Source organism: Sphingobacterium endophyticum (assembly GCF_009733535.1).
In the GTDB taxonomy this organism is placed as follows: domain Bacteria; phylum Bacteroidota; class Bacteroidia; order Sphingobacteriales; family Sphingobacteriaceae; genus Sphingobacterium; species Sphingobacterium endophyticum.
Window position 1 is genome coordinate 164,176 of sequence record NZ_SMMI01000006.1, and the last position, 24,979, is coordinate 189,154.

Here is a 24,979-nt window from a genome sequence, read left to right on the forward strand (position 1 = left end):
AACTTGTTTTAGTTTAACACTACTTTTTGCGTAGCACAAAAAGCCCATCTCTAATTGGCAGAATAAGTTTTTCAACTCTTTTATCCCCTGCCAAGGTTTGATTTAATTCAATTACTTGCTGTGTTTGTTTGTCCGGGTTCTCATCAAAAACCTTGCCTTTCCATAAAACATTGTCTACTAAAATTAAACCTCCCGGCCTAACTCGATCAATCAATGTATTAAAGTAGTAAAGGTTTCTTTTCTTATCGGCATCGATAAATACCAAATCAAAAGTCCCTTCGATCGTTGGGATAACGTCTGATGCATCTCCGATATGATATTTGATCTGGTTTGCATAAGGCGATTCATCAAAATATGACTGAACCCTCTCCTGCTGCTCCTCATTTATATCAATAGTGTGCAATACACCCGTATCTTCCAACCCCTCTGCCAAACACAGGGTCGCATATCCTGTAAAAGTACCAATCTCTAAAGCCAACTTGGGATGTACCATTTTGCTTAACATAGCAAGTACTCTTCCCTGATAATGCCCCGATAACATATGAGGCATAGTCTCTTTCAGATAGGTCTCTCTATTGACCTTTTTTAACAACGGATTTTCTTCGTCCGTAGTATCTTCCAGATAGTTGTTTAATGGATTAGACTCTTCAAACATACTGCGCAAAGATAAATATTAGCCACATAACCAAACAAGATATATTTTACAAACAGCTATTAATCAGCATATTAGTTCGTAACATGAGATACTTAAAACACTGTTTAAAGCCTTTAAATGCAGTTTGAAAAATGTCAACTTTTTTTCCTTTTATTTAATTTACGTCATATTTCTGACCAATTTCAAGAGATAAATCTTCAATGATTTGAAAAAATAAGAAGACAAAAAAAGGCAACATTGAATGTTGCCTTTGTAAATTTCTATTTAAAATCTTAATCTAAAGAAGCCGTAATCAGCCTTAAGAATTCTGATCTGGTTACATCGTTTTGAAATGCTCCTGTAAAAGCTGAAGTTGTGGTTACAGAGTTTTGCTTCTGTACCCCACGCATAGCCATACACATATGCTTACATTCAATAACAACAGCAACACCCGCAGGATTTAGTGTTTCCTGTATGCAATCACGAATTTCATTGGTTAAGCGTTCCTGCACCTGAAGCCTTCTTGCGAAAACATCAACTACACGAGGTATTTTGCTCAACCCAACAATATGACCATTGGGAATATAAGCAATATGCGCTTTTCCAAAGAATGGAAGCATATGATGCTCGCACATAGAATATACTTCGATATCTTTTACAACAACCATTTGACTATATTCTTCTTCGAACATAGCACCACGCAATAATTCAGATGGGTTTACATCGTATCCGTGAGTTAAAAATTGAAGTGCCTTAGCAACACGTTCTGGGGTTTTGATCAAACCTTCCCGGTTTGGATCTTCCCCTATAGCTTGAAGAATATCTTTATAATGTTCTGCAATACGTTCAACATTCTTTTCGTTGTATTGGTCGATTTTTAAATAACCGTCCTGTTCTTCTTCTTCAAATTGTTGAAATTTGCTCATTCTAACTAATCGTTTTGGGTGATTTATTCGCCGAAATACTCGACATAATTATTTTCAGTTTCATGAAGTCTAACCGCATGTAGAATTACCTTTTCTTGATCGAAAAATGGCTTAAGGATGTGGAATATTTCCATGGCGATAACCTCTGTTGACGCCATTTTATCTTTCATAAAATCTACATCAAGATTGACATTTTTATGGTCCAACTTATCTATAACTTCTCTGATGATGATGTCTTTCATCAATTTAAGATCGATTAAAAATCCAGTTTCAGGGTTGATATGACCTTTAACCGTCACAAATAAGTCATAGTTGTGACCATGCCAGTTTGGGTTGGAGCAATTTCCAAAAACTCGCTCATTTTCCTCAGCTGACCAGTCTTCACGATAGAGCTTGTGGGCTGCATTAAAGCGTTCGCGTCGTGTAATATAAATCATAATGACAAAGATAAAGTAAATTACCGTAAATTAGTACTTTGAGGTACATATATGAAAACTCTTGTCGTTGCTGCAACAGAATTAGAAATTGCAGAATCAATCCCTACTTTAGTTGAAACCAAAACAGATTACTTAATAACAGGAGTAGGTATGGTCGCCACCGCTTTTTCAATGGGGCAATACCTTTCAGGAAAATCCTATGATTTATTGATTAATGTGGGAATTGCAGGAACGTTTAACCCTTACCATAAATTAGGATCTATTTTCAAGGTGAAAACAGATCGAGTTTACCAATTTGGAGCAGAAAGTGACCAAGAGTTTATTCCTATTGACACATTGGGATTCGGCAGCTCTGTTTTTTTTGAAAGTCTACCCAATACAACCTTACCTTCTGAATTTTACGACATCCCTTACATCGATGCTATTACAGTTAATAAAGTGCATGGTTCTGACTCAAGTGTTTCCAAGATTATGGATGAATATGGAATCAGCCTATTAGAAAGCATGGAAGGGGCTGCTTTTTTCTATGCCGCAAATAAATTAAGAATCCCTTGTGTCCAAATTAGGTCAATTTCCAATCTTGTTGAGAAAAGAAATATTGAAAATTGGAATATACCATTGGCATTAAAAGAGCTTAATATTTGGCTACAAAGCTATGTACGTACATTGAATGCAGGATAAAACCCTCTGTAAATCGATTGTGTAGAAGTGGTTGCATCGAAAATAGTACAATGTGCCTACGTAAATTCGAGAAATAATAGTATTTTTGCCTATCTAAACAAAATTCACTATCTGTAATACTGATGAGAGAAATACAATTCAGAGAAGCGCTTCGCGAAGCAATGAACGAAGAGATGCGCAAAGACGAAACAATCTTTTTAATGGGCGAGGAAGTCGCTGAATATAATGGTGCCTATAAAGTGAGTCAAGGTATGCTTGATGAGTTTGGTGCTAAACGTGTTATCGATACTCCAATTGCTGAATTAGGCTTTGCTGGTATCGGTGTTGGTGCAGCAATGAACGGTTTAAAACCAATTGTTGAATTCATGACTTTCAACTTCTCATTGGTTGCTATCGACCAAGTTATTAATGCGGCAGCTAAACTTCGTCAGATGAGTGGCGGTCAGTTTTCTTGTCCAATTGTATTTAGAGGTCCTACAGGTAATGCTGGACAATTAGGTGCTCAGCACTCTCAAAACTTTGAAAACTGGTATGCTAATACTCCAGGATTGAAAGTAGTTGTTCCTTCAAACCCATATGATGCAAAAGGTTTATTAAAATCTTCTATCATCGATCCAGATCCTGTAATTTTCATGGAGTCTGAAGTAATGTATGGCGACAAAGGAGAAGTGCCCGAAGAAGAATATTACCTCCCTATCGGAAAATCAAATATTGTAAAAGAAGGAACTGATGTAACCATCGTTTCATTTGGTAAAATGATTTCTCGTGTTGTCCTTCCTGCTATCGACGAATTAGAAAAAGAAGGAATTAGCGTTGAATTAATTGACTTACGTTCAGTTCGTCCTATTGATTTCCCTGCTATTCTGGAGTCAGTTAAGAAAACCAACCGTTTAGTGATTGTAGAAGAGGCATGGCCATTGGCTTCAATCTCTTCTGAAGTAACGTTCCACGTTCAGAAAAATGCATTTGATTATTTAGATGCTCCTATCATACGTGTAACTTCAGCAGACGTTCCTCTTGGATATGCTCCTACTTTGGTAGAAGCTGCTTTGCCAAGTGTTGCAAAAGTAGTTAAAGCTGTAAAAGAAGTTTCTTACATTAAAAAATAAGAAAACCAAAATATAGGAAAACCTCAGTAAATGTTTACTGAGGTTTTTTTTGTGCAAATAATTTGTATTTTTAGTTAATTTAAAATCAAAAAGATGAAAAAACTATTAGTATTATTCCTACTTTCTTCAGGAGTTTTAGCGACAAAGGCACAAGAGGTAGAGTTTAAAATGAAGTTACCTTTAAACCAACCATACAAAGCGGTTACTACAATGAAAATGGATGTTGATGGGCAGCAAAGTATGATTATGGATATGTCTACCAAGAGTTCCATTACCGCAACCAAATTCGAATCACCAAATTATACTTTTGAAAATGTAACCGATGCTGTTAAAGTAGATATGGATGCAGGAATGATGACTTTGAGTTATGATTCTGAAAACCCTTCCGATGACCCATCTAGTGCTATGATGGGTGCCCAATTTGAAAAATTGATCGGTAAGAAGATGATCATGGTAACGACTGATAAAGGAAAATTAATTAGTTCTGAAGGAATTGAAGGCATGGACAGTGCTTTTGACAATTTAGGTATGACAGCTACTTACCCTGACAAAAAAGTTAAACCCGGAGATACTTGGCCTTCTGAAGCTGACTCCAAAGGAGTTAAGACCAAAGCAAACAACAAGTATATTGGTAAAGTTGCTGAAGGATATCAAGTTGAAACCATAGGTGAATTATTTGATGAAGCTGACAAAAAAATAGGCAGCTTTACTGCCAACTATATTGTTGATTCAGAAACATTCTTCACCAAGTCCGCAACTATTAAAATGGATATGGAAGTAGAAGGCCAGAAAGTGATTACGGATATGGTCATGACCGTTACAAAATAATTTATCCAAATAAACAAAAAGCCCGAGATCTGAGATATCGGGCTTTTTGTTTATTTCATTTTCGCGATTATGCGTTAACTTCTGCTTGGTATGCCTCTGCTGATAATAATCCATCAACATCAGCAGCATTGTTCAATTTAACACGGATAATCCATCCTTCTCCATAAGGATCAGAGTTTACCAATTCAGGGTTAGCGTCGATTGCATCATTTACTGATAATACAGTCGCTGTAACTGGCATAAAAAGATCAGAAACAGTTTTTACTGCTTCAACTGAACCGAAAACCTCATTTGCAGCAACTTCATCACCTACTGTGTTGATGTCCACAAATACGATATCACCTAATTCTCTTTGAGCGAAGTCTGTAATACCAATAACCGCTTCATCACCTTCTACACGAACCCATTCGTGATCTTTGGTGTATTTTAATTCTGAAGGAAAATTCATGTCTTTTCTATTTGTTTTTCCCCCAAAAATAGGATTAAGAACGGACAATACAAAAGTTATTGTATTTTTATCCTATGAATCCAAGCATCGCCAAACTATCAGATATTGCCCAAAAAGAAGATAGATTAATCATAGGATTAATGTCGGGAACATCGCTTGACGGCCTAGATATCGCCTTATGTAAAATCAAAGGCAACGGCACATCAACCCAGCTCGACTTATTGCAATTTGATACAATGGAGTATCAACCAGCATTCAGGCAATGGATTCGACAGGTTTTCGCCAAAAGATCAATAGACCAACAGATACTTTGCGGTCTTAACCCTTATATTGCTCAGGTTCATGCTGACCTTATTATAAAAGCCCTTAAAAAATGGTCAATCCAACCTCAATCCATTGATGCAATTGCTAGTCATGGCCAGACGGTATTTCACGCTCCTCAATCTTTAACCGGGGATATCTCTTTACCAAACAGTACTCTTCAATTAGGTGACGGTGACCATATCGCTGTAAAAACCGGAATCATCTGTATCTCTGACTTCCGACAAAAACATTTGGCAGCAGGTGGAGAAGGTGCTCCATTAGCTGCTTATGGTGATTATTTACTTTTTTCATCAGCTAATGAAAACCGTATCCTACTGAATATTGGTGGAATTTCAAACTTTACTTTTCTCCCAAAAACCGATTCTTCATTAAAGGCTTATGCAACTGATTTGGGCCCAGGAAATACCATGATGAATCAGTTTATGGAAATGAAGTTTAACCTGGAAATGGATAAAGATGCCGAAATAGCGAAAAAAGGTAAGCTGCATAATGGTCTTCTTCAGGAGCTTGAAAACAATCATTTCCTAACACTAGGCTTTCCGAAAACAACCGGTCCCGAATTATTCAATTTAGAATATTTAAATATGGCTATTTCAAAATCTGGGTTAAATGATTTGAGTCCAGAGGACATTATGGCAACATTGAATAGCTTTTCAGCACAAACCATGATAAATGGGATAAGGAAAGCTACAGATGGAATTGATGATTTTCGTATATATGTTAGCGGAGGTGGGCTGCACAATCCTTTATTGATGGAACAGCTACGTCAGGGATTTCCATCGCAAGTAACGTCATTCAACGATTTAGGATTGAACCCTGATGCTAAAGAGGCTTGTTTGTTTGCTGTTTTGGCAAACGAAACTTTATCAGGTGACCCCTATTCTGTTTCTAGAATACAAGACTCACCTGCTGTATGTATGGGTAAGATTAGTCTTCCCTATTGATCTAATGCCTGATGTATAAATTCCTTAAACGGAATCATTGTAGCATAGCTTGATATAACGGTTTCTAGCGCCTTGGAAGACTCCATTTCCTTCCTGCTAAGGTTAGTGGACAAAATAAAGCTTCGATGCTTTAAAAGCTCTATATGTTCGTTGTCGGCAGCATACCCAGCTGGTGGCCTTTGAAGTTTATCCTCTGACGAAAGATCCTCTGCTTTCCATCCTCCCTTTTTCAATGCCTTAAAAAATTCCTCTGAACTATAGTCAATTTCTTGACGAATGGCCTCTAAATGATTTTTTTCAGGTCGCCAGTAACCCACGGCAATAAAAGTTCCATTAGGTTCTATATGAATATAATACTCCGGACCAGCGAGTTTTCGCCCATCAACTGATATTCCCGCAGCAAACCAGGATTTATATGGATCTTTATTTTTAGAAAACCTCACATCCCTATAAATTCTGAAAAGACATTTTTTTGCTGAAATTTCTTGATTGATATGCGGATCCAAACCCGATAGCTTGACAATAATTTGTTCAATAAATGAGGTCACATTTTGCAATGCCGCATCATATTCCGATTTATGGTCTTGAAACCATTCTCGATTATTGTTTTCTTTTAGATTATTCAGGAAGTCAAAGGTTGCCTTTTCAATTTTCATAATCATTTAAAATAAGGTAAGCAAAATATAAACTAATGGGGCGGCAATCAAAAGGCCATCAAACCGATCCAGGAAACCTCCATGTCCTGGAAGAATGTTTCCAGAATCCTTAATTCCCAAGCTTCGTTTTAACATCGATTCAACCAAATCTCCAAGCGTTCCAAAAATACCGATTATCGAAGCCATAAGAACCCACTCAACTTTACTAAGAGTACCAAACCAATACGAAAGTCCATAAGCAATGCCCATGGCTAGAATTACTCCACCGATAAACCCTTCCCAGGTTTTATTGGGACTAATTCTCTCAAAAAGTTTCTTTCTGCCAAATGCCCTACCAGTAAGATAGGCACCTGTGTCATTTGCCCACAGGAGAATCAAAAAGCCCATCGGAATATTTGGATTAAATGTACTTTCTAAAAATCCCAATCCAATAAAAAACAAGAAAGGAACCGTGCCATACCAGATACCCAATAAAGTATAGGCAATATCATTAAAAGGCTTTTCTCGCTTCAGGTATAAGGAAGCAATAAAAAGAAGCGAAATGAACGGTATAATTAGAATTAAATAAACTAACGGTAAAATGCCTAAAAAATAAGCTGAGGATAAAGATGCTAGAACAACTGAAGTTAAAATTCCAAGCTCCATTAAGGGATTGGTTTCCTCAGTTTTACAGATATTAAAGAATTCTCTAGAAGCTAAAATGCCAACTATACTAAAGAATATGGCAAATACAAAAGGATTAAAAATTGTAGCACAAACCAATGCCACAACAAAGAAAAAACCAGTAATAGCTCTTGTTTTCATTTATTCTTCCTCTTCCCCAAAAGAATTTATTAATTGAAGGGCAGTATCTGCATCCTCTTTTCCAACATACAGCTCTATAATACCAAATAGATAGGATGAATCCTTTTTATTCAATACTACCGCTGGAATTCCATTTTCCACAAGCATATTTCTTACAATTTCTGCTTCAAAAGATTGATTATAAACCTTTATTTTAATCCAGTTCGAGTCCATTTTGTTTGTTTTTATTTTGAGAAATCATATAAAAATAATAAGCAATACCAATACTCAAAATTATACTCCCAATATAAAGAGGTAATGAATATGGATTGCTGTTTTGCAAATCATAATAGGTTTTGCCTTCCCTTGCATAGAAATAGGCGATTAAAGTAACTGAAGCATTATTTAGAAAATGGGCAAAAACAGGAACCCAAATGTTTCTTGACCACAAAAATGCATATCCGAAAATCAGTCCTAATAACATTCTTGGAAAGAAACCATAAAATTGTACATGGATAGCAGAAAAAATAATTGCTGTTACCCAAATGGCAACATGGGCGTTTTTGAAAAGTCGAATAAATATCTTCTGCAGTGCCCCCCGAAAATAAAACTCTTCGACGATTGCCGGGATAACTGCCATTACAAATAGATTTAATAGCAAATATTCCAAGCTTTCCACCATGACAAGCTTCTCTGTTAAGTCTGCCATTTCATCCTCTTTACCTCGCATCCAAACCTCCATTCCCTGAAAACTCTCAGGAAGGGTCATATCCATATTCCACCTGCTAACCAATTCCATAGCGGGGTTACATGCTAATAAAAACAATAGGCTTAGAACTAAATACTTTCCGAAATGAGCTGATTCATTAGGGAAATAATCAACCTGTCTTTTTTCAATTATTTGAAGGAAAAGTGCTGGCAAAAGAAAAGTGGCTATACTGCTTATTCCCAATAAAAGGTAAAGCATCATTGTATCCTCAGGATAAATTGAACCTCCTGAATTGACAAGACTATTAATATCACCAGTTCCAATTAGAATTCCCAATACAACAACGAGCTGCAATACAAATGCGCAGGCAAATGTTAATCCCAAAAGGATCATCATGGATAACCAAGGGGAGTTCTTTTTAGGTTCTATCATTTATCTATTTTGGTCTAAATATCACATTTATCATCTGTGCAGCTTGGTCCAGATCCGTTTCCTCCTAAAAAAGTAATATCCGGATTACTTTCTTTCCACTCCCCAAAGCTCTTCTCCAAGACTTCTACAAAGACATCTACAGGCTGAGCGCCTGAAACTGCATATTTCCTATTGAACAGGAAAAAAGGTACACCACGCACACCAATCTGTCTCGCCTCTGCCAAATCTTGTTTTACCTCGTAGGCATATTTATCACTATCGATGGCTTCTTTTGCTGAATTTTCTTGAAGTCCTATTTCTGTGGCCAAATTTAATAGAACAGAATCATTTTCGATATTTAATCCTTCCTCAAAATGCGCCTTAAACAACCTCTCTTTCATCTCTGAACCCTTACCCATGGTCGATGCAAAATGTATCAACTCATGCGCTTTAAACGTGTTTGCTGGAATGTTTGAACTGAAGTTAATATGAACACCTGCATTTCGACCCATCTCCTCAACTTGGCTCGTCATCTCTTTAACCTGTTCCATGGGCATGCCTTTCGATTGGCTTAAATATTTGTAGGTAGTATCACCTTCAACATAGTGATATGTTGGATCTAATTGGTAGCTCTTGTAAACTACTTTAATTTCATCCTTAAATCCTACTGAATGAAGTGCTTTCTCAAAGTGATGCTTCCCGATATAACAGAAAGGACACATAATATCCGACCAAATTTCTATTAACATACCCAAAAATACGGTTTTAAATCAGTAAAAAGAACGAAAGCCAAGTGGAATCACTTGGCTTTCATTTATTTTAATTTACTCGAATTGGATCTTTCGGTTTCTTCAATTCTTTATATGGATAAGTTTTCATTTCTTCTAAGAGGATTTGAACGGTCTTCTCCAGTTGTGGATCTTTTCCTTGCAACAATTCTTTTGGCATTTGTTCTACAAAAACATCCGGTGCAACACCTTCATTTTCTATGATGTAGTTCCCATTAAGGTCAAACACACCAAAATTTGGAGAGGTAACCATTCCTCCATCCAATAACCGCGGATAACCAGAAATTCCAACTAAAATCCCCATCGTAGTTCGGCCAACTAATTTACCTAATCCTTTGAATCGGAACATATATGGCATCATATCTCCTCCTGAACCCGCGTTTTCATTAATAATCATTGCCTTTGGTCCAAAAATTCCATTTCCTGGCGTCGTAAAACTTTTCCCGTCGCGGATGCCCCATCCTGAAATTAATTCCCTAGACAATAGATCAACAACATAATCCGCTACTGATCCACCACCATTATTCCTTTCGTCCAACAACAATGCTTTCTTGTCCATCTGTGAGAAGTAATAACGGTTGAATGATACATATCCTTCTCTCCCTGTGTTAGGCATATATACATAGGCAATTTGCCCATTACTCAAGGAGTCTACCTTTTTACGGTTGTTTTCAACCCAAAATTGACGTCTCAATGCTACCTCATTTCCAAATGAAATAGGTTTAACCGTAATATCCTTCGCACCTGATAAACTCGGCTTGTCATTTACTTTTAAACCTACTTGTTTATCCACGGTAAAATCAAATAAACTATAGATATCTATATCTGCAGTTAGTTCCTTGCCATTCACTGCCAAGATATACATACCCTCTTTTACTCCCAATCCTGGCTCAGATAATGGAGCTTTGAAAGTCGGATTCCAATCCATCCTATCGTAGATCTTTTTGATTCTATAGCGATTATTTACGATTTCAAAATCAGCACCCAATACACCTGATGATACAGACGGTGCAGAAGGCTCGTCTCCAGGGTATATATAGCTATGTCCAACAACAAGCTCTCCCAACATTTCATTCAATAGATAGCTTAAGTCCGACCGGTGATTCACATATGGTAAGAACTTCTCATACTTTTTCTTCACAGCATTCCAATCTGCTCCATGCATATTCTCAACGTAGAAAAAGTCTTTTTGCATTGCCCAAACCTCATTAAAGATTTGTTTCCATTCTTGTTCTGGCTCAACCCTCAACTTGATATCATCTAATTTTAACTTTCCGGCATCTCCCGCTGGTTTTTGACCTGCAGCAACAATGTAATATCCCTGTCTATTACTGTAAATCATCTGCTTACCATCACTGCTAATCGAAAAACTACCAGCATTCTCTACCAACACTTTCTCCTCTAATTTCTTAAGATCGTAAGCATATATATTTGATCCACGCTTATAGATTAACGTATTCTCCACTTGGCCGTCAAAACCGTAGGAACCACTTGGTATAGATAGCGCAATTATTCTATTGTTTATATTTTCAAAATCTACTTTAATAGGTTTAACAGCGTCCTTATTTTCCTCGCTTTTAGATTCTTTTTTATCCTCTTTCTTTCCGTTCTTTTCCTCCGATTTTTCATCTTTTGATTTATCGTCTTTGGACTCATCTCCCTTCACTGTTTCCTCATCACTCTCATTCTTAAATATAGACGGTGAATCACTCGACAAAATAAAGGCATATGCTGAGAATTGCGTATTCCTATCGTATGCAGTCATATGCAATCCCGAATTAGTTAAACCAACATCTGTACTTGCCGTGAAGATTAAATATTTGCCGTCTCTCGTGAACTTAGGTTCATTAACGGAACTCATCCCATCAGTAATCCTTTGGGATTTTTTGCTATCTAAATTATACATATGGACAGCATCTAAACCATTACTCAACGTTTTAACATAAGCAATCCATTTCGAATCCGGTGACCAGCTAGATTGAAAATAATTATATGAGCGACCTGTATGGGATCCTAGATAATCATCATCTACTTTCGTAATGTTTTTGCTGGCTATGTCAACATAAAATAAATTTAGATGGGAATCATTGTAGAATAATTTTTTGCTATCTGGAGACCATGTTGGTTGGAAATAAAAGTTTGAAGAACCTAAGTCAAAAAATTTAGGTTCATCCACTCCTTTTTGATCTCTTATTACCAATTCATATTTACCATTCTTATCTGAAACATAGGAAATCCATTTCCCATCCGGAGACCAAGAGGCGTTTTTTTCATGAGATCCCGGAGAGCTTGAAATATTTCTGGCATCCCCTTTCTCTTTTGGAACAGAAAAGATCTCTCCTCTTGACTCAAACAAGGCGCGTTGTCCTGTTGGTGAAATGTCAAATCCTCTAACATCATCTTTCAAATCAACATAATGTCCCCGCTTTGAAAGGGCATCTGCTTGTATCTGAATGCTAATTGGAGTCGTAGACTTACTTCCTGTATTTAAGACATGTAGTTTACCCGCTTGCTCAAAAACCAACTCATTTCCCTGTCCTTGTAAAGTACGAACATCATACTCCTTAAAATTCGTAAGTTTCTCTACTTGCTTAGATTTAACGTCATAGCTAAAAACGTTAACAATCTTATCCCTATCCGAAAGAAAATATACTTTATCACCTAACCAGATTGGTTTTACATCATTACATTTTTCACCTGGAACGACTTGCACATCATGAGTTTTTGAATCAAAAATCCAAATAGATGGCATGCCCCCTCCGCGATAGCGTTTAAATGCTACGCGATCTCGTTCTGTAGGGTCACCATTCTTAATATAGGCCCAATACCTTCCATCTGCCGATGGCGATCCTTGATTTGCCTCGGGCATAATTAATGGATAGTCTACGGAACCATTAATCTTTGTTCTATACATTCGAAGTCCCAATGAATAGTTTAATTCCCTTTGAGTCGTAAAATAAACCTCATCATTCGAAAGCCAGCCTCTTAAAATATCACCTGCAGGGTGGCTTGTAACCCTCTTTGGATCTCCTCCTTGGATAGAAATAACATAAACATCAGTATTTCCATCATAATTCCCCGTAAATGCAATTTTTGATCCATCTGGAGAAAAAATAGGGTTTTGTTCAACAGCAGGGTTTACTGTTAGTCTACGTGGGTTCTGACCGTTCTTATCTGCTATCCAAATATCTCCACCATAGACAAAGCTAATATGGTTTTTGCTAATACTTGGGTTGCGCAATAATAGGGTTTCTCCAGCTGTTTGGGCAAAACTTAAGTGTCCAGCAGCTAAAGCAACAAGTGTCAATATATTTTTTAGCATTTTAATTTAATTGGTATGTTCGATAAAAATAGTATTTAGTAGCCATTTATTAATAATTAGCCCTAAAAAATAATTTAATCTTCAAAAAAAACGCCGGCACATGGGTGTCGGCGTTACGATATAGTAATTATTAACTATGCTTCTTCAGAGGCAATTTCCTCGTCTACTAAAATTCTACCACAGTGTTCACAGATGATAATCTTTTTTCTTTGGCGAATCTCGGATTGCAATTGAGGTGGTATTTTATTGTGACAACCTGAACAGCTATCACGCTCAATTGAAACTACTGCCAATCCATTACGGAATGACTTGCGTAATTTCTTTATAACCTTTAGAAGGCGTTCTTCAATGTTTTTCTCAGCTTTCTCAACCTCAGCAACTAATTTATCTTCGTCTTTTTGAGTCTCAGAAGTAATAGTTTCTAATTCTTGCTTCTTAGCATCTAGTTCACCTTTGCTGAAATCTACATTCTTAGCAGTTGCTTCGTATGCTTCAGTTTTGTTCTTGATTTCGAATTCAGCCTCACGAATACGTTTTTCACAAACTTGAATCTCTAACCCTTGAATCTCAATCTCTTTCGAAATCGCATCATATTCACGGTTATTCTTTACTTCATTTAATTGTGTTTCGTATTTTTTGATTGCTGCCTGCGAATCTTTGATCATGTTCTTGCGCTTAACAATAGAATCTTCTAATTCGTCAAGCTCATTACGAATTTTCTCGATACGTGTATCTAAACCTGCGATCTCATCCTCTAGGTCTGCCACCTCAATAGGTAGTTCTCCACGTACCTGGCGAATTTTATCAATCTCAGTTTCGATTGATTGCCACGCCCATAATGCTTTTAGTTTTTGTTCTACGGTTTGTTCCATTAACTGTAGTATTTTATTGGATTTGTGTCTATTTCCGTCAATAGGACAGCAAAGTTAGCAAATTTTTTCTGAATTATATCTAACAATAATTCTTGTGTAAATTGTTCACTTTCAAAATGTCCGATATCTGCTATGATTAATTCTCCTTCTGCATCAAAAAACTCATGGTATTTATAGTCCGAAGTGATAAAAATGTCCGCACCTGATCGTTTCGCATCCCCCAACAAAAAGCCCCCTGCACCTCCACAAACCGCTACCCTACTGATTTCTTTGCCTAAAGTTTGTGTATGTCTAATAACATTTAAGTTCATCTTTTCTTTTAGATATCCTAAAAAATCGGATTCTGACATGGGAACTTTTAAATTCCCTATGACCCCTGATCCAACATATGAATGTGGGTTTTCAATCCCAACAATCTGGTAGGCAACTTCTTCATAGGGATGGGCGGACAGCATGGAAACCAAAATTTTTCGCTCTAATTGAGCAGGAAAAATAACTTCAATCTTTGTCTCTTCTACTCTTTCTTGCTCCCCTACCTTACCAATAGTTGGATTAGCTCCTTCCAAGGGTCTAAATGTCCCGTATCCTGCTGTATTATAACTGCATTGATCATAATCCCCAATGGAACCTGCTCCAGCTTCAAATAACGCAGTTCTAACTTCTTCAACTTGAGTCCTGGGTACATAAACAACTAATTTCTTTAATAAACCAGCCTTTGGTCGTAAGATAGCTTGATTATCCAAACCTAATTTATCAGCCATTTTTGAACTTACACCGCCTAAAATATTATCCAAATTCGTATGAATAGCATAGAGTGCAATGTTATTTTTTATAGCTTTTATGACCGTACGCTCTACATAGTTCTTTCCAGTAAAACGCTTTAATCCTGAAAAAACAATGGGATGATGAGAGATGATCAGATTGCATCCTTTTGAAATTGCATCTTCCACAACTTCTTCTGTACAATCTAAGGAAATCATGGCTTTGTGAACTTCTTGATTCGCGTCCCCAACTATTAAACCAGAATTATCATAACTTTCTTGATAATTCAAGGGTGCAATCCCTTCTAAATGTTCTATTATTTCTTTAATTCTCATTATTAATCTGTTTTGCCTCATCGGACTCCAACCACTTATTGTGTTCTATTAACAACACTCTAAATTGGTTAATCTTAAACCAATAGGTAATAAAATACACAAAACTAACTATCATCGCTAAAATCCTGTAAAACGGAGGAAATGGAAAATTATAGGCTAAAAATGAAAAAGCATACGTCATACCTGCTCCTAAGGCTGGGTTTTCCTCAACTGGAATTTTACGGTCAAAAAACTCATTATTCAATGAATAAGACAAGCGTCTCGCCACCTCAAAATTCCAGTAGATATTAAAAAATGGGATAATTAAAAACCAAGCTTGGTTAGGCAGTATACACTGATTCTCCTTTGCAATCAATTTTAAAGTATTTCTAACCGTATTTGCAAATAGGGCCCATATTATTAAGATTACGACTATGAAAAAAATACCTATCCTTTGTATTTCTGCGGTCAATTCTGGAGTAAGTACGTCGTTCATCTATTTTTCGTTGATTAATATTTTCACTAAATCTTCTAATTTATTGCTTTGAGGATTATGATTTCATGTATCCTTGATTAGCCATATTCCAAATTGATTTTTCATCACCTATAAAAATACAATTTTATGGGGCAAATAATAAAAATATACATGGCTTCTTATGCAAATCTATGGATGTTGACTTCCATTGAGCTATAGTCTGTGTTAAGATATATTCCTCTAATCCTGTCACATTGCATGCAACACAGAGTTTTGTTTGCGGCTTACATGTTTTAATTAATTCTGAAAGCATTTGATTATTTCTAAAAGGTGTCTCTATAAAAATCTGAGTGCTTCTTTCTTTTTGGCTTAAAAACTCCAATTCTTTTATAGCCTTTGTTCTATCTCCTTTGTCGATGGGAAGATAACCCTTAAAGCTAAAGTTTTGACCATTAAAGCCAGAAGCCATCAGCCCCAATAAAATGGAACTTGGCCCAACCAAGGGAATAACTCTGATACCTCTCCTGTGAGCTTCATAAACAATATCTGCTCCTGGGTCTGCTACACCAGGACATCCCGCTTCTGACATCAATCCAATATCAGAACCAGTTTCCGCTAACCGAAATACCTCCGCATAATTCATCTTTTCACGTTTATGTTTTCCATAATCATGAATAATCAATTCGCTTTGTGGTGTTTTTAATCCAGCTTCTTTCAAAAACTTTCGAGCAGTTTTTTCATTCTCCACAACATATTCTTTGATATTATTGATAATATCTTGATGAAGAATTGTGTAGGATGCTTTCTCTGCATGCTCTGCCAAAGGAACTGGAATCAGATATAAATTGCCTTTTGCCATAGTACAAACCTAATCATTTGTATAGGAATTAAACATTATTTGAAACCTTTCCGTGCACTAATTTTTTACATAAAGTAATTCTTTTAACTAATTCTTGCCGATATAAATTATTGTTTGTTACTTTATTTCAAACACTTATGAGATTTTATTGTCTATTAATTGTAAATTAGATAAACCTTAATCTCTATATTTTTGTGTAAATGGAGAGAATATATATATTTGGTTGACTATGACAACACAAACTACTTCAGGCGTAAAAATTTCGGTTGAATCAACATATCAGTCAGAATACTCCAATCCGGAAAACGAACATTTTATGTTCGCCTATCGTATTACGATAGAAAACCTAAGTGAGTATACCGTACAGTTAGTTCGTCGTCATTGGAAAATTTATGATTCTATTGGCCTTAACAAACAGGTTGACGGTGATGGGGTCGTAGGTGAACAACCTATCCTCGCTCCGGGTGATATCCATCAATATGTCTCCGGATGCAACCTCAAAAGCGACATGGGATTTATGGAAGGATATTATGAAATGATTCGTGAAATGGATAACTCCATCTTCCATGTACATATCCCCAGATTTAATCTAATCACTAACTATCGCTTGAACTAGAAGACTCTTTAAAGTCAGCTTTCTGTATACTTTTCATATTAAAACTCATAACTAACAAATATTTAATAATTTTGTGCTTGGATTTTTACGTCAACACATCAAGTGAGTATTTTAAGCACAGAACAAGTAAGCCATTCGTACAACGATAAATGGTTATTTACTGACCTTCATTTTGCCTTACAAAAGGGAGATCGGGTAGCATTAGTTGGTATCAACGGAACAGGCAAGTCTACACTATTAAAAATTTTAGCAGAAATTGTAATCCCAAACAAAGGTAAGGTTGTGAAGGAGAAAGGATTACGTATCGGATATCTTCCTCAAGAACCTGACTTCTCAGATCTTAAAACAATTAATGATTTTATATTTAGCGCAGACAATGAGCAACAACAATTAATTAAGGAATATGAACAATTAATTGAAAATGAGGATGTTACCTCAAAAAAATTCTTAGATATAACTGAGAAGCTTACTGCATTAAATGCTTGGGAATATGAAAATAACATTAAGACTATTCTAAGTAGGTTTCAGATTAATAATTTTGAACAACATATTGAGTCTTTAAGCGGTGGTCAGAAAAAACGTCTTGCGCTAGCAAAACTTCTAATTGACGAACCTGATATTTATATTCTTGATGAACCTACCAACCATTTGGATATTGAGACTATCGAATGGTTAGAAAAACTATTAACATCAGGTAGCAAGACGGTCCTATTGGTTTCCCATGATCGTTATTTCCTTGATAATATTTGTACAGAAATTAGAGAACTTGACAAGGGTCAGGTCTATCTATATAAAGGTAACTATGCTTACTTTTTAGAGAAGAAAGCCGAAAGGGAAGCTAATGAAATTTTAGCGGCAGATAAGGCTAGAAATTTATGGCGCAAAGAGCTCGAATGGATGCGCCGACAACCTCAAGCTCGGGGCACAAAGGCAAAGGCAAGAATTGAATCCTTCTATGATCTGGAGGAAAAATCAAAAGGTCCGAAAAAGAAAGATCAAGTTGAACTTAGCATGCAAGTATCTAGGCAGGGTAACAAAATACTCGAACTTGAAGATGCAGGTTTTTCTGTGCCAAACAAAAAGATCCTCTCCCCTTTTACCTATACATTTAAGAAAGCAGATCGTATTGGATTAGCAGGAAAAAATGGTAGTGGCAAAACTACTTTCCTAAACTTAATTACGGGTGGAATCTCTCCTACCGAAGGGACGGTTTCTGTCGGAGAAACGACAAAATATGGTTACTACAAACAAGAAGGATTAAGTTTCAAAACAGATGAAAGAGTTCTAGATATCGTAAAGAATGTAGCGGACTATATTGAAATGAAAAACGGTGAGGTTATCACCGCTTCACAATTATTGACGAAATTTTTATTCCCGCCAGAAAAACAGTTTGGTTTTGTAAATAAGCTAAGCGGTGGAGAAAAGAAAAGACTGCAGTTGATGCGAGTATTGATGGCCAATCCAAATTTTCTAATCCTCGATGAGCCTTCCAATGATTTGGATATCGACACCTTAAATGTTTTGGAAGAATTCCTTGAAAATTATCCAGGAGTTTTGGTCCTCGTTTCACACGACCGTTACTTAATAGATAAGCTAACCGAACAGCTATTTATCTTTCCAGGAAATGGTGAGATCGTTATCTATAACGGTAACTATGCAGACTATAAATTGGAGCAGGAACTTCTCAATAAAAAGCCAGAAAAGAAAATTGAGAAACCAAAGGCGCAAGAGAAGAAAGCGAAATTAAGCTTCAAAGAACAAAAAGAATTTGAAGGACTAGAAAATGAAATTGCAGAATTAGAAGAAACAGTAAATTCATTAACAGAAGAACTTTCAAATACAAGCGATCATGTAGAGCTACAAAAGATCGCCGAGAAGATCGAAAAAACAAAAACCACGCTCGACGAAAAAACAGAGCGTTGGATGGAACTAGCAGAGTTAATATAGCGTTCCACGTGAAACTAATCTGAACTATAGAATAAGTTTCACGTGAAACTAGAATAAGATATATGTTTAATAAATATAACGTCATTGTAGTTGGTGCCGGCCACGCCGGATGTGAGGCGGCAGCAGCAGCTGCTAATTTGGGTTCATCGGTTTTACTCATTACCATGAACATGGGTGTCATTGCACAAATGAGCTGCAACCCAGCTATCGGCGGAGTGGCTAAAGGTCAAATCGTAAGAGAGATTGACGCCATGGGAGGATATACCGGAATCATTGCCGATAAATCAACTATACAATTCCGAATGCTCAATAAATCTAAAGGCCCTGCTATGTGGAGCCCAAGAACCCAAAACGATAGAATGCGATTTGCTGAAGAATGGAGATTAACCCTCGAGTCAATCCCAAACTTAGATATGTGGCAAGATACCGTTAAAGAAGTGATCGTAGAAAATGGTAGAGCAAAAGGTGTAGTGACTTCTATGGGAATTCGTATCGAAGCAGATTCTGTAGTACTAACAAACGGAACATTCCTTAATGGTGTTATCCATGTCGGTGAAAAGAAATTCGGAGGCGGCCGTACAGGTGAAAAAGCAGCAACTGGTCTAACAGAACAGTTGGTGTCCCTAGGATTTGAATCCGGAAGAATGAAGACAGGAACCCCTCCTCGTGTAGACGGAAGAAGCTTGAATTATGCATTAATGGAAGAACAGTGGGGCGATGATTCCCGTGGAAGATTCTCATATACCGATGTGGAAATTCCACAAGAACAAAGATGCTGCTGGATTACCTATACCAACTCAGCTGTACATGAAATATTAAAAACAGGCTTCGAAAAATCCCCAATGTTCACCGGTAGAATAAAAGGACTCGGACCACGTTACTGCCCATCGATAGAAGACAAAATTAATCGCTTCGCAGAACGCGATAGACACCAAATATTCGTAGAACCTGAAGGATTTAAAACAGTGGAAATCTATGTAAATGGATTCTCAACTTCCCTTCCCGAAGATGTTCAATTAAAAGCATTACAATTAATTCCCGGATTCGAAAATGCTAAAATGTATAGACCAGGTTATGCCATCGAATATGACTACTTCCCTCCTATGCAGTTGGATTTAACATTAGAAACTCTAACCGTTAAACATTTATTTTTCGCTGGCCAAATTAATGGTACAACTGGTTATGAAGAAGCAGCCGCTCAAGGTTTCATAGCAGGTATAAATGCACACCAAAAAATTAATGATAAACATGAGTTAATCCTAAAAAGATCTGAATCATATATTGGTGTTCTAATTGATGATCTTGTTACCAAAGGAACCGACGAACCTTATAGAATGTTTACCTCTAGAGCTGAGCACAGACTTCTCCTACGTCAGGATAATGCAGATATACGTTTGACACCAATGGCCCATAAATTAGGTTTGGTGTCCGATGAACGATTAGATAAAGTAAATGATAAAATCAGAAACTCTGATGCCATCGTAGATTATCTGAAAAATAACTCAATAGGAACTTCTGAAATGAACCCAATTCTTGAAGAAAAAGGTTCAAGTGCAATCACACAAAAATCGAGACTGTTCGGAATACTTAGTAGACCGCAAATCGAAATCGAAGACATCATTAAAGCCGATGAAAATTTTGCAAGCTACATCTCTCAATTTGATGAAGACACAATTGAGCAGGCCGGAATAAAAGTGAAGTATGATAGCTACTTTGAAAAGGAAATGGAAATCGTCAATAAAATGAAGAAAATGGAAGACAAAGAAATCAATCCCGATTTTGATTATAATTCCTTAACTTCATTATCAATTGAAGCACGTCAAAAACTACTAAAAGTGAAACCAAGAACCTTAGGGCAGGCCTCTCGTATTTCTGGTGTTTCTCCAGCAGATATTAGTGTTTTAATGGTTCATATGAGTTAAAACACTGATAATCAATATTTTATAGTAATTTACAATCAAGCTAAAATAAAACGATTTAAGACACTATTTTTAAATTTATGACTCAGCTATCCAAAAAAGATAATATTTCGTCAAATCGACTAAAAAGAGCTTTATTTCAAAACATATTCTTTTTAGGCCTAGCAATCATGGTATCATTGAGTTTTATTCAATGTGCCAACATGCAAAAGCCTACAGGTGGACCAAAAGATTCTATTGCACCAAAATTGCTGAGTGTCACCCCTCCTAACCTCTCCAAAAATTTTAAGGAGAAAATCATCGAAATGACTTTTGATGAATTTATTAAAACTGTAAATCCTGGAAAAGAATTTAATATTTCTCCCGACGTTGGTATTCAACCAATTTACAAGGTGAAAAAGAAAAAATTTATTATTGAATTACCAGATTCTTTAGAGGAAAATACAACATACACCATAAACTTCGGAAAAGGCTTGGTGGATTATAATGAAGGCAATCCTTTCATAAATTATAATTATGTTTTTGCCACAGGAAAAGAATTGGATTCATTGAGCATATCTGGAAAAGTAAAAAATGGATATACCAAAACTTTCGACCTCGAAAAAGATAAAGAGGTAATCGCCATTTTAATCCCAACGAGCAGAGATTCAATATTCGGTAAAAAGAAAGCATCATATTATACTACAGTAGACTCAACCGGAAATTTTAAATTCAATAACCTGCGGGAAGACACCTATAGGGTATATGCCTTAAAGGATATGAATAATGACAAAATATTCAATGGCAATGATGAATGGATAGGATTCTTAAATGATAGTATTTCACTCAATCAAAATGTTTCCGGGCTGGAATTGGAATATACTAAAGGAGTACCCAATGTCTTTAGAAATCTTGAAAAAAAGTTAGAAAATGATGGATCAATTCTATTTACTTTCAATCGACCTATAGAATCCCCCGATATACGAATTATCAATCCTAATGAATTGGATAACAATAAATTAGTTAGATTTAAACCCACTCAGGATTCCGTAAAAGTATACTTGGAAAACTTGGATTTCGATTCATTGAAGGTAGAAATATTGGAAAATAGAATTCCAATTGATACGGTAAGCTTACGAAAAGCTAGAAACTTAAAAGTGGATAATACAATTATTCCTAAGTTAAATATTAGCAACAAAGTTGACCGTGTTAAGCACATTGAATTATTCTCTGAATATCCTATAGCATCTGTTGATAAGAACAAGGTATTAATTATGGAAGATTCTGTTTCTAGAAGGAACTTCCAACTTCAACAAGATTCCATCAATAGGGAATTGTACCACATTCGATTTAACTGGAGACCTAATAGGAACTATGAATTAGTTCTGCAACCTGGTGCTATTTTAGGCCCATTTGACGAAACAAATAAGGAATTTAAATCGCAGTTTACACTTAACGAAACTGAAAATTATGGTGATATCAATTTAACATTTACAGGGTTGGATTCTGCTCAGAATTATATTGTTGAATTAATTGATGAACCTAAAGAAAAGATTTTTGATGTAGGAAAACTTCCTGAAAACAAAATTTTAAAATATATAAAATTTCCTGGTGGCAAATACAGTATTCGATTAATTGAGGATGCAAATAACAATGGAAAATGGGATTCCGGGGATGTTTATAAAGGAAGGCAGGCAGAAAGGATTTGGTATCTAGACCGAACCTTCACAATAAGAGCTAACTGGGAACAAAATGAAACAATAGATGTATCATTCAAATAATGAAATCATCTATTCCATAAACCAAGAAGAATAAAGCACATAATTGTGCGGCAATTTTTTAAGCAAATTAAGCTGCTCATCCGTGAGTGGCTTAATTTTTTTTGCTGGTACTCCGGCATATAGGAATCCACCCTCAGAAATACTATTCTCTAATACAACACTTCCTGCTGCTATAATAACATTGGATTGAATATGGGCCTTATCCATAACTATAGCTCCCATACCTATCAACACATAATCATCAATCACACAACCATGTATAATAGCATTATGACCGATATTAACATAGTTACCAACATCAGTTCCGTTCTTCTCATAAGTGCCATGAATAGTTACATTATCTTGAATATTGGAATAATCTCCAATCCTGATATAATTTACATCTCCTCTCACTACAGCATTGAACCAAATGGAACAATGATCACCAATTGTAATGTCACCTACTAATGTACTATTAGGTGCTATAAAGCAATCTGAACCTATTTGTGGTAATTTACCTTTAACTGCTAATATCGTGGCCATAAAACGCTTAAATTAAAGAAATTAAAGAATTGTATCTTCTAATTGATCTGCATGCTGAGGATAATCAGTTGTGTAATGTAATCCCCTACTCTCCTTTCTCTGCATGGCAGACTTAACAACTAAATAAGCAACTTGAATAACATTTCTCAATTCACACAATTTAACCGATAATTTTGTACCCTTATAAAATGATTCTGTTTCTTCATGCAAAAGTCCTAACCTCCGCATCGCCCTTTCAAGTCTAAAATCTGATCTTACGATACCAACATAATCGCTCATTAACTTCTGTGTTTCACGTAGATTATGTGTTACTAAGATATCTTCATTAGAAAGTTGGGTATTCGACTCATCCCAAGAAGGAACATGGTCTTGAAAATCTAATTTATCTACTCCTTTTGCAGCATCTTCAAAAATACGGTGGGCATAAACTGCTGCTTCTAATAAAGAATTGGATGCCAACCGGTTAGCTCCGTGTAATCCAGTTGAAGAACATTCTCCACAGGCATATAGATTTTTAATGGAAGTGGCACCATAATCATCAACTAATATTCCACCACATAAATAATGTGCAGCTGGCGTAACTGGAATTAGATCCTTTGTCATATCTAAACCAATAGATAGACATTTCTCATAAATATTTGGAAAATGAGATAATATATCAGCCTTGGATCGATGTCGAATATCTAAATAAACGTAATCTAAACCCGATTTCTTCATCTCTGCATCTATTGCTCTTGCAACAATATCTCTCGGCGCCAACGAACCTCTTTCATCATATTCTTCCATAAAAGACTCACCTGTTGCCCTTTTAAGAATACCTCCAAAACCGCGTACAGCTTCTGATATTAAAAATGCAGGATATTCCCTTGGATTATATAAAGCAGTTGGGTGAAATTGAATAAACTCCATATTTCTTACTTTACCCTTTGCTCTATATACCATGGCAATCCCATCACCTGTAGCAATTGTAGGATTCGTTGTCGTAGAATAAACATGTCCGGCACCACCGGTAGCCATTAAGGTAATCTTAGAAAGTATCTTTTCCACATGTCCGGTTTCCGTGTTAAATGCGTAGATACCATAACAATTGATATCTTGAGTACGCTTATCAACATGAACGCCTAAATGATGTTGGGTAATCAGATCAACCGCAAAATAATGTGTTAATATCTCAATATTAGGTTCTGCATGTACTTTTTCAAGTAAAGCACGCTCAATTTCATAACCTGTAATATCTTTATAATGCAGAATTCTATGCTCAGAATGTCCTCCTTCCCGAGCTAAGTCATATTCACCAGAATCTTCTTTATCGAATGAAGTACCGTAAGATATTAATTCTGCTATACGTTCCGGACCTTCTTTAACAACGTTTTCCACAACATGTGCATCACATAAACCATCCCCTGCTATTAAGGTATCCTTTATATGCTTCTCAAAACTATCATCTACATCCGTAACTACGGCAACTCCTCCCTGTGCATATTTCGTATTTGACTCATCCTCATTGGATTTCGTTACGATTAACACTTTTCCCAGTTTTGCAGCTTTAAGTGCAAAACTCAGTCCGGCAATACCCGAACCTACAATCAAAAAATCAACTTTTCTATCTAACATGTATTATAGAGTGTAGACGTTTAGCTTAATGACTAATAAACCAACAAATTAACAAAATATGTGCAAAACGTGTAAATAACTAGTGAATTAAAATGTAAAACTTCTTTTATTTCAACAATTCTCTCTTTTTACACACATGTATTACCTAAATATTAAGAGAATATGATAGAAATATTAACAACTTACGAACAACTTATAATTCACAGAAAAATATTGAAAAAATAAATGCTCAAAAATAACAGGATTGAAAATCAATACTTAAGACTATAATTCCTGTGGATAAGTTGTGAATAACTATATAACTTCCACTAAAAAAAAT

The 24,979-nt window shown here is 36.1% G+C and carries 24 protein-coding genes; 8 read left to right on the forward strand and 16 right to left on the reverse strand.

Features of this window, described 5'->3' with window-relative positions:
* Positions 1-19: 19 nt before the first annotated feature.
* The 3 genes from E0Y80_RS09850 to E0Y80_RS09860 form a co-directional block, all read right to left on the reverse strand.
* Positions 20-655: an O-methyltransferase gene (locus E0Y80_RS09850; protein WP_156307500.1), complete on the reverse strand. Its 636-nt coding sequence runs from the start codon at positions 653-655 to the stop codon at positions 20-22.
* 272 nt (positions 656-927) lie between these two features.
* The gene (folE, locus tag E0Y80_RS09855) at positions 928-1,560 is read right to left on the reverse strand and encodes a GTP cyclohydrolase I FolE (RefSeq protein ID WP_156307501.1); all 633 of its coding nucleotides are present in this window, start codon (positions 1,558-1,560) and stop codon (positions 928-930) included.
* A gap of 23 nt (positions 1,561-1,583) precedes the next feature.
* On the reverse strand, positions 1,584-1,997 hold the full coding sequence (locus E0Y80_RS09860; RefSeq protein ID WP_156307502.1) for a 6-pyruvoyl trahydropterin synthase family protein: 414 nt from the start codon (positions 1,995-1,997) through the stop codon (positions 1,584-1,586).
* Between the two features lie 51 nt (positions 1,998-2,048).
* Here E0Y80_RS09860 and mqnB point away from each other — a divergent pair, with 51 nt between their 5' ends.
* The 3 genes from mqnB to E0Y80_RS09875 all read left to right on the forward strand — a co-directional run bounded on the left by mqnB (position 2,049) and on the right by E0Y80_RS09875 (position 4,615).
* On the forward strand, positions 2,049-2,678 hold the full coding sequence (gene mqnB, locus E0Y80_RS09865; protein ID WP_156307503.1) for a futalosine hydrolase: 630 nt from the start codon (positions 2,049-2,051) through the stop codon (positions 2,676-2,678).
* Positions 2,679-2,800: 122 nt separating this feature from the next.
* Positions 2,801-3,787, forward strand: coding sequence for a pyruvate dehydrogenase complex E1 component subunit beta (locus tag E0Y80_RS09870; RefSeq protein WP_156307504.1), 987 nt, complete (start codon positions 2,801-2,803; stop codon positions 3,785-3,787).
* Positions 3,788-3,880: 93 nt separating this feature from the next.
* The gene (locus E0Y80_RS09875; protein ID WP_156307505.1) at positions 3,881-4,615 is read left to right on the forward strand and encodes a DUF6263 family protein; all 735 of its coding nucleotides are present in this window, start codon (positions 3,881-3,883) and stop codon (positions 4,613-4,615) included.
* A 67-nt stretch (positions 4,616-4,682) separates the two neighbouring features.
* Here E0Y80_RS09875 and gcvH read toward each other — a convergent pair whose 3' ends face one another.
* Positions 4,683-5,063 (reverse strand): glycine cleavage system protein GcvH, encoded by a 381-nt coding sequence (gcvH, locus tag E0Y80_RS09880; RefSeq protein ID WP_156307506.1) that lies wholly within the window; start codon positions 5,061-5,063, stop codon positions 4,683-4,685.
* A gap of 74 nt (positions 5,064-5,137) precedes the next feature.
* Here gcvH and E0Y80_RS09885 point away from each other — a divergent pair, with 74 nt between their 5' ends.
* Positions 5,138-6,331 carry an anhydro-N-acetylmuramic acid kinase gene (locus E0Y80_RS09885; RefSeq protein ID WP_156307507.1) on the forward strand — a complete coding sequence of 398 codons (1,194 nt, stop codon included), beginning with the start codon at positions 5,138-5,140 and terminating at the stop codon, positions 6,329-6,331.
* On the opposite strand, the gene E0Y80_RS09890 is transcribed toward E0Y80_RS09885, so the two are convergent.
* The 10 genes from E0Y80_RS09890 to E0Y80_RS09935 all read right to left on the reverse strand — a co-directional run bounded on the left by E0Y80_RS09890 (position 6,325) and on the right by E0Y80_RS09935 (position 16,282).
* Entirely contained in the window at positions 6,325-6,987 is a 663-nt protein-coding gene (locus E0Y80_RS09890) for a DUF2461 domain-containing protein (RefSeq protein WP_231596009.1), read from the reverse strand. The two genes, E0Y80_RS09885 and E0Y80_RS09890, sit on opposite strands and share 7 nt — an antisense overlap.
* Positions 6,988-6,993: 6 nt before the next feature.
* Positions 6,994-7,791, reverse strand: a complete 798-nt coding sequence (locus E0Y80_RS09895) for a phosphatidate cytidylyltransferase (protein WP_156307508.1) — start codon at positions 7,789-7,791, stop codon at positions 6,994-6,996.
* The gene (locus E0Y80_RS09900; RefSeq protein WP_156307509.1) at positions 7,792-8,004 is read right to left on the reverse strand and encodes a putative signal transducing protein; all 213 of its coding nucleotides are present in this window, start codon (positions 8,002-8,004) and stop codon (positions 7,792-7,794) included. It abuts the gene before it with no gap.
* Positions 7,985-8,911 (reverse strand): CPBP family intramembrane glutamic endopeptidase, encoded by a 927-nt coding sequence (locus E0Y80_RS09905; RefSeq protein ID WP_156307510.1) that lies wholly within the window; start codon positions 8,909-8,911, stop codon positions 7,985-7,987. The genes E0Y80_RS09900 and E0Y80_RS09905 overlap by 20 nt, the downstream gene beginning before the upstream one ends.
* Before the next feature lie 14 nt (positions 8,912-8,925).
* On the reverse strand, positions 8,926-9,639 hold the full coding sequence (locus tag E0Y80_RS09910) for a DsbA family oxidoreductase (RefSeq protein ID WP_156307511.1): 714 nt from the start codon (positions 9,637-9,639) through the stop codon (positions 8,926-8,928).
* 70 nt (positions 9,640-9,709) lie between these two features.
* Entirely contained in the window at positions 9,710-13,000 is a 3,291-nt protein-coding gene (locus tag E0Y80_RS09915; RefSeq protein WP_156307512.1) for a S41 family peptidase, read from the reverse strand.
* 134 nt (positions 13,001-13,134) lie between these two features.
* Entirely contained in the window at positions 13,135-13,872 is a 738-nt protein-coding gene (locus E0Y80_RS09920) for a zinc ribbon domain-containing protein (RefSeq protein WP_156307513.1), read from the reverse strand.
* Positions 13,872-14,969, reverse strand: a complete 1,098-nt coding sequence (locus tag E0Y80_RS09925; RefSeq protein ID WP_156307514.1) for a Nif3-like dinuclear metal center hexameric protein — start codon at positions 14,967-14,969, stop codon at positions 13,872-13,874. The genes E0Y80_RS09920 and E0Y80_RS09925 overlap by 1 nt, the downstream gene beginning before the upstream one ends.
* The gene (locus E0Y80_RS09930) at positions 14,959-15,444 is read right to left on the reverse strand and encodes a hypothetical protein (protein WP_156307515.1); all 486 of its coding nucleotides are present in this window, start codon (positions 15,442-15,444) and stop codon (positions 14,959-14,961) included. Before E0Y80_RS09930 ends, E0Y80_RS09925 begins: the two co-directional genes overlap by 11 nt.
* Positions 15,445-15,568: 124 nt before the next feature.
* Complete coding sequence (locus tag E0Y80_RS09935; RefSeq protein WP_156307516.1) at positions 15,569-16,282, reverse strand: SAM-dependent methyltransferase; 714 nt, start codon at positions 16,280-16,282, stop codon at positions 15,569-15,571.
* A 229-nt stretch (positions 16,283-16,511) separates the two neighbouring features.
* Here E0Y80_RS09935 and apaG point away from each other — a divergent pair, with 229 nt between their 5' ends.
* From apaG to E0Y80_RS09955, 4 genes are all read left to right on the forward strand, one after another.
* The gene (gene apaG, locus E0Y80_RS09940) at positions 16,512-16,898 is read left to right on the forward strand and encodes a Co2+/Mg2+ efflux protein ApaG (RefSeq protein WP_156307517.1); all 387 of its coding nucleotides are present in this window, start codon (positions 16,512-16,514) and stop codon (positions 16,896-16,898) included.
* A 102-nt stretch (positions 16,899-17,000) separates the two neighbouring features.
* Positions 17,001-18,845: an ABC-F family ATP-binding cassette domain-containing protein gene (locus E0Y80_RS09945; RefSeq protein ID WP_156307518.1), complete on the forward strand. Its 1,845-nt coding sequence runs from the start codon at positions 17,001-17,003 to the stop codon at positions 18,843-18,845.
* Positions 18,846-18,907: 62 nt separating this feature from the next.
* Positions 18,908-20,767, forward strand: a complete 1,860-nt coding sequence (gene mnmG / locus E0Y80_RS09950) for a tRNA uridine-5-carboxymethylaminomethyl(34) synthesis enzyme MnmG (protein ID WP_156307519.1) — start codon at positions 18,908-18,910, stop codon at positions 20,765-20,767.
* Positions 20,768-20,844: 77 nt separating this feature from the next.
* Complete coding sequence (locus E0Y80_RS09955; RefSeq protein WP_156307520.1) at positions 20,845-22,524, forward strand: Ig-like domain-containing domain; 1,680 nt, start codon at positions 20,845-20,847, stop codon at positions 22,522-22,524.
* 9 nt (positions 22,525-22,533) lie between these two features.
* On the opposite strand, the gene E0Y80_RS09960 is transcribed toward E0Y80_RS09955, so the two are convergent.
* Both E0Y80_RS09960 and nadB read right to left on the reverse strand, forming a co-directional pair.
* The gene (locus tag E0Y80_RS09960) at positions 22,534-23,046 is read right to left on the reverse strand and encodes a gamma carbonic anhydrase family protein (protein ID WP_156307521.1); all 513 of its coding nucleotides are present in this window, start codon (positions 23,044-23,046) and stop codon (positions 22,534-22,536) included.
* A gap of 21 nt (positions 23,047-23,067) precedes the next feature.
* A complete protein-coding gene (gene nadB, locus E0Y80_RS09965) occupies positions 23,068-24,660 on the reverse strand; it encodes an L-aspartate oxidase (protein WP_156307522.1) in 1,593 nt (530 codons plus the stop codon).
* Positions 24,661-24,979: the final 319 nt, after the last annotated feature.

Excerpts from the sequence above, each read along its gene's own strand:
- E0Y80_RS09935 (WP_156307516.1), bottom strand. The coding sequence starts at position 16,282 with ATGGCAAAAGGCAATTTATATCTGATTCCAGTTCCTTTGGCAGAGCAT.
- E0Y80_RS09885 (WP_156307507.1), top strand. The coding sequence starts at position 5,138 with ATGAATCCAAGCATCGCCAAACTATCAGATATTGCCCAAAAAGAAGAT.
- E0Y80_RS09915 (WP_156307512.1), bottom strand. The coding sequence starts at position 13,000 with ATGCTAAAAAATATATTGACACTTGTTGCTTTAGCTGCTGGACACTTA.
- E0Y80_RS09870 (WP_156307504.1), top strand. The coding sequence starts at position 2,801 with ATGAGAGAAATACAATTCAGAGAAGCGCTTCGCGAAGCAATGAACGAA.
- E0Y80_RS09890 (WP_231596009.1), bottom strand. The coding sequence starts at position 6,987 with ATGAAAATTGAAAAGGCAACCTTTGACTTCCTGAATAATCTAAAAGAA.
- E0Y80_RS09905 (WP_156307510.1), bottom strand. The coding sequence starts at position 8,911 with ATGATAGAACCTAAAAAGAACTCCCCTTGGTTATCCATGATGATCCTT.
- E0Y80_RS09920 (WP_156307513.1), bottom strand. The coding sequence starts at position 13,872 with ATGGAACAAACCGTAGAACAAAAACTAAAAGCATTATGGGCGTGGCAA.
- apaG (WP_156307517.1), top strand. The coding sequence starts at position 16,512 with ATGACAACACAAACTACTTCAGGCGTAAAAATTTCGGTTGAATCAACA.
- nadB (WP_156307522.1), bottom strand. The coding sequence starts at position 24,660 with ATGTTAGATAGAAAAGTTGATTTTTTGATTGTAGGTTCGGGTATTGCC.
- E0Y80_RS09910 (WP_156307511.1), bottom strand. The coding sequence starts at position 9,639 with ATGTTAATAGAAATTTGGTCGGATATTATGTGTCCTTTCTGTTATATC.
- E0Y80_RS09900 (WP_156307509.1), bottom strand. The coding sequence starts at position 8,004 with ATGGACTCGAACTGGATTAAAATAAAGGTTTATAATCAATCTTTTGAA.
- E0Y80_RS09960 (WP_156307521.1), bottom strand. The coding sequence starts at position 23,046 with ATGGCCACGATATTAGCAGTTAAAGGTAAATTACCACAAATAGGTTCA.
- E0Y80_RS09955 (WP_156307520.1), top strand. The coding sequence starts at position 20,845 with ATGACTCAGCTATCCAAAAAAGATAATATTTCGTCAAATCGACTAAAA.
- E0Y80_RS09930 (WP_156307515.1), bottom strand. The coding sequence starts at position 15,444 with ATGAACGACGTACTTACTCCAGAATTGACCGCAGAAATACAAAGGATA.
- E0Y80_RS09895 (WP_156307508.1), bottom strand. The coding sequence starts at position 7,791 with ATGAAAACAAGAGCTATTACTGGTTTTTTCTTTGTTGTGGCATTGGTT.
- folE (WP_156307501.1), bottom strand. The coding sequence starts at position 1,560 with ATGAGCAAATTTCAACAATTTGAAGAAGAAGAACAGGACGGTTATTTA.
- E0Y80_RS09925 (WP_156307514.1), bottom strand. The coding sequence starts at position 14,969 with ATGAGAATTAAAGAAATAATAGAACATTTAGAAGGGATTGCACCCTTG.
- E0Y80_RS09860 (WP_156307502.1), bottom strand. The coding sequence starts at position 1,997 with ATGATTTATATTACACGACGCGAACGCTTTAATGCAGCCCACAAGCTC.
- mnmG (WP_156307519.1), top strand. The coding sequence starts at position 18,908 with ATGTTTAATAAATATAACGTCATTGTAGTTGGTGCCGGCCACGCCGGA.
- mqnB (WP_156307503.1), top strand. The coding sequence starts at position 2,049 with ATGAAAACTCTTGTCGTTGCTGCAACAGAATTAGAAATTGCAGAATCA.
- gcvH (WP_156307506.1), bottom strand. The coding sequence starts at position 5,063 with ATGAATTTTCCTTCAGAATTAAAATACACCAAAGATCACGAATGGGTT.
- E0Y80_RS09875 (WP_156307505.1), top strand. The coding sequence starts at position 3,881 with ATGAAAAAACTATTAGTATTATTCCTACTTTCTTCAGGAGTTTTAGCG.
- E0Y80_RS09850 (WP_156307500.1), bottom strand. The coding sequence starts at position 655 with ATGTTTGAAGAGTCTAATCCATTAAACAACTATCTGGAAGATACTACG.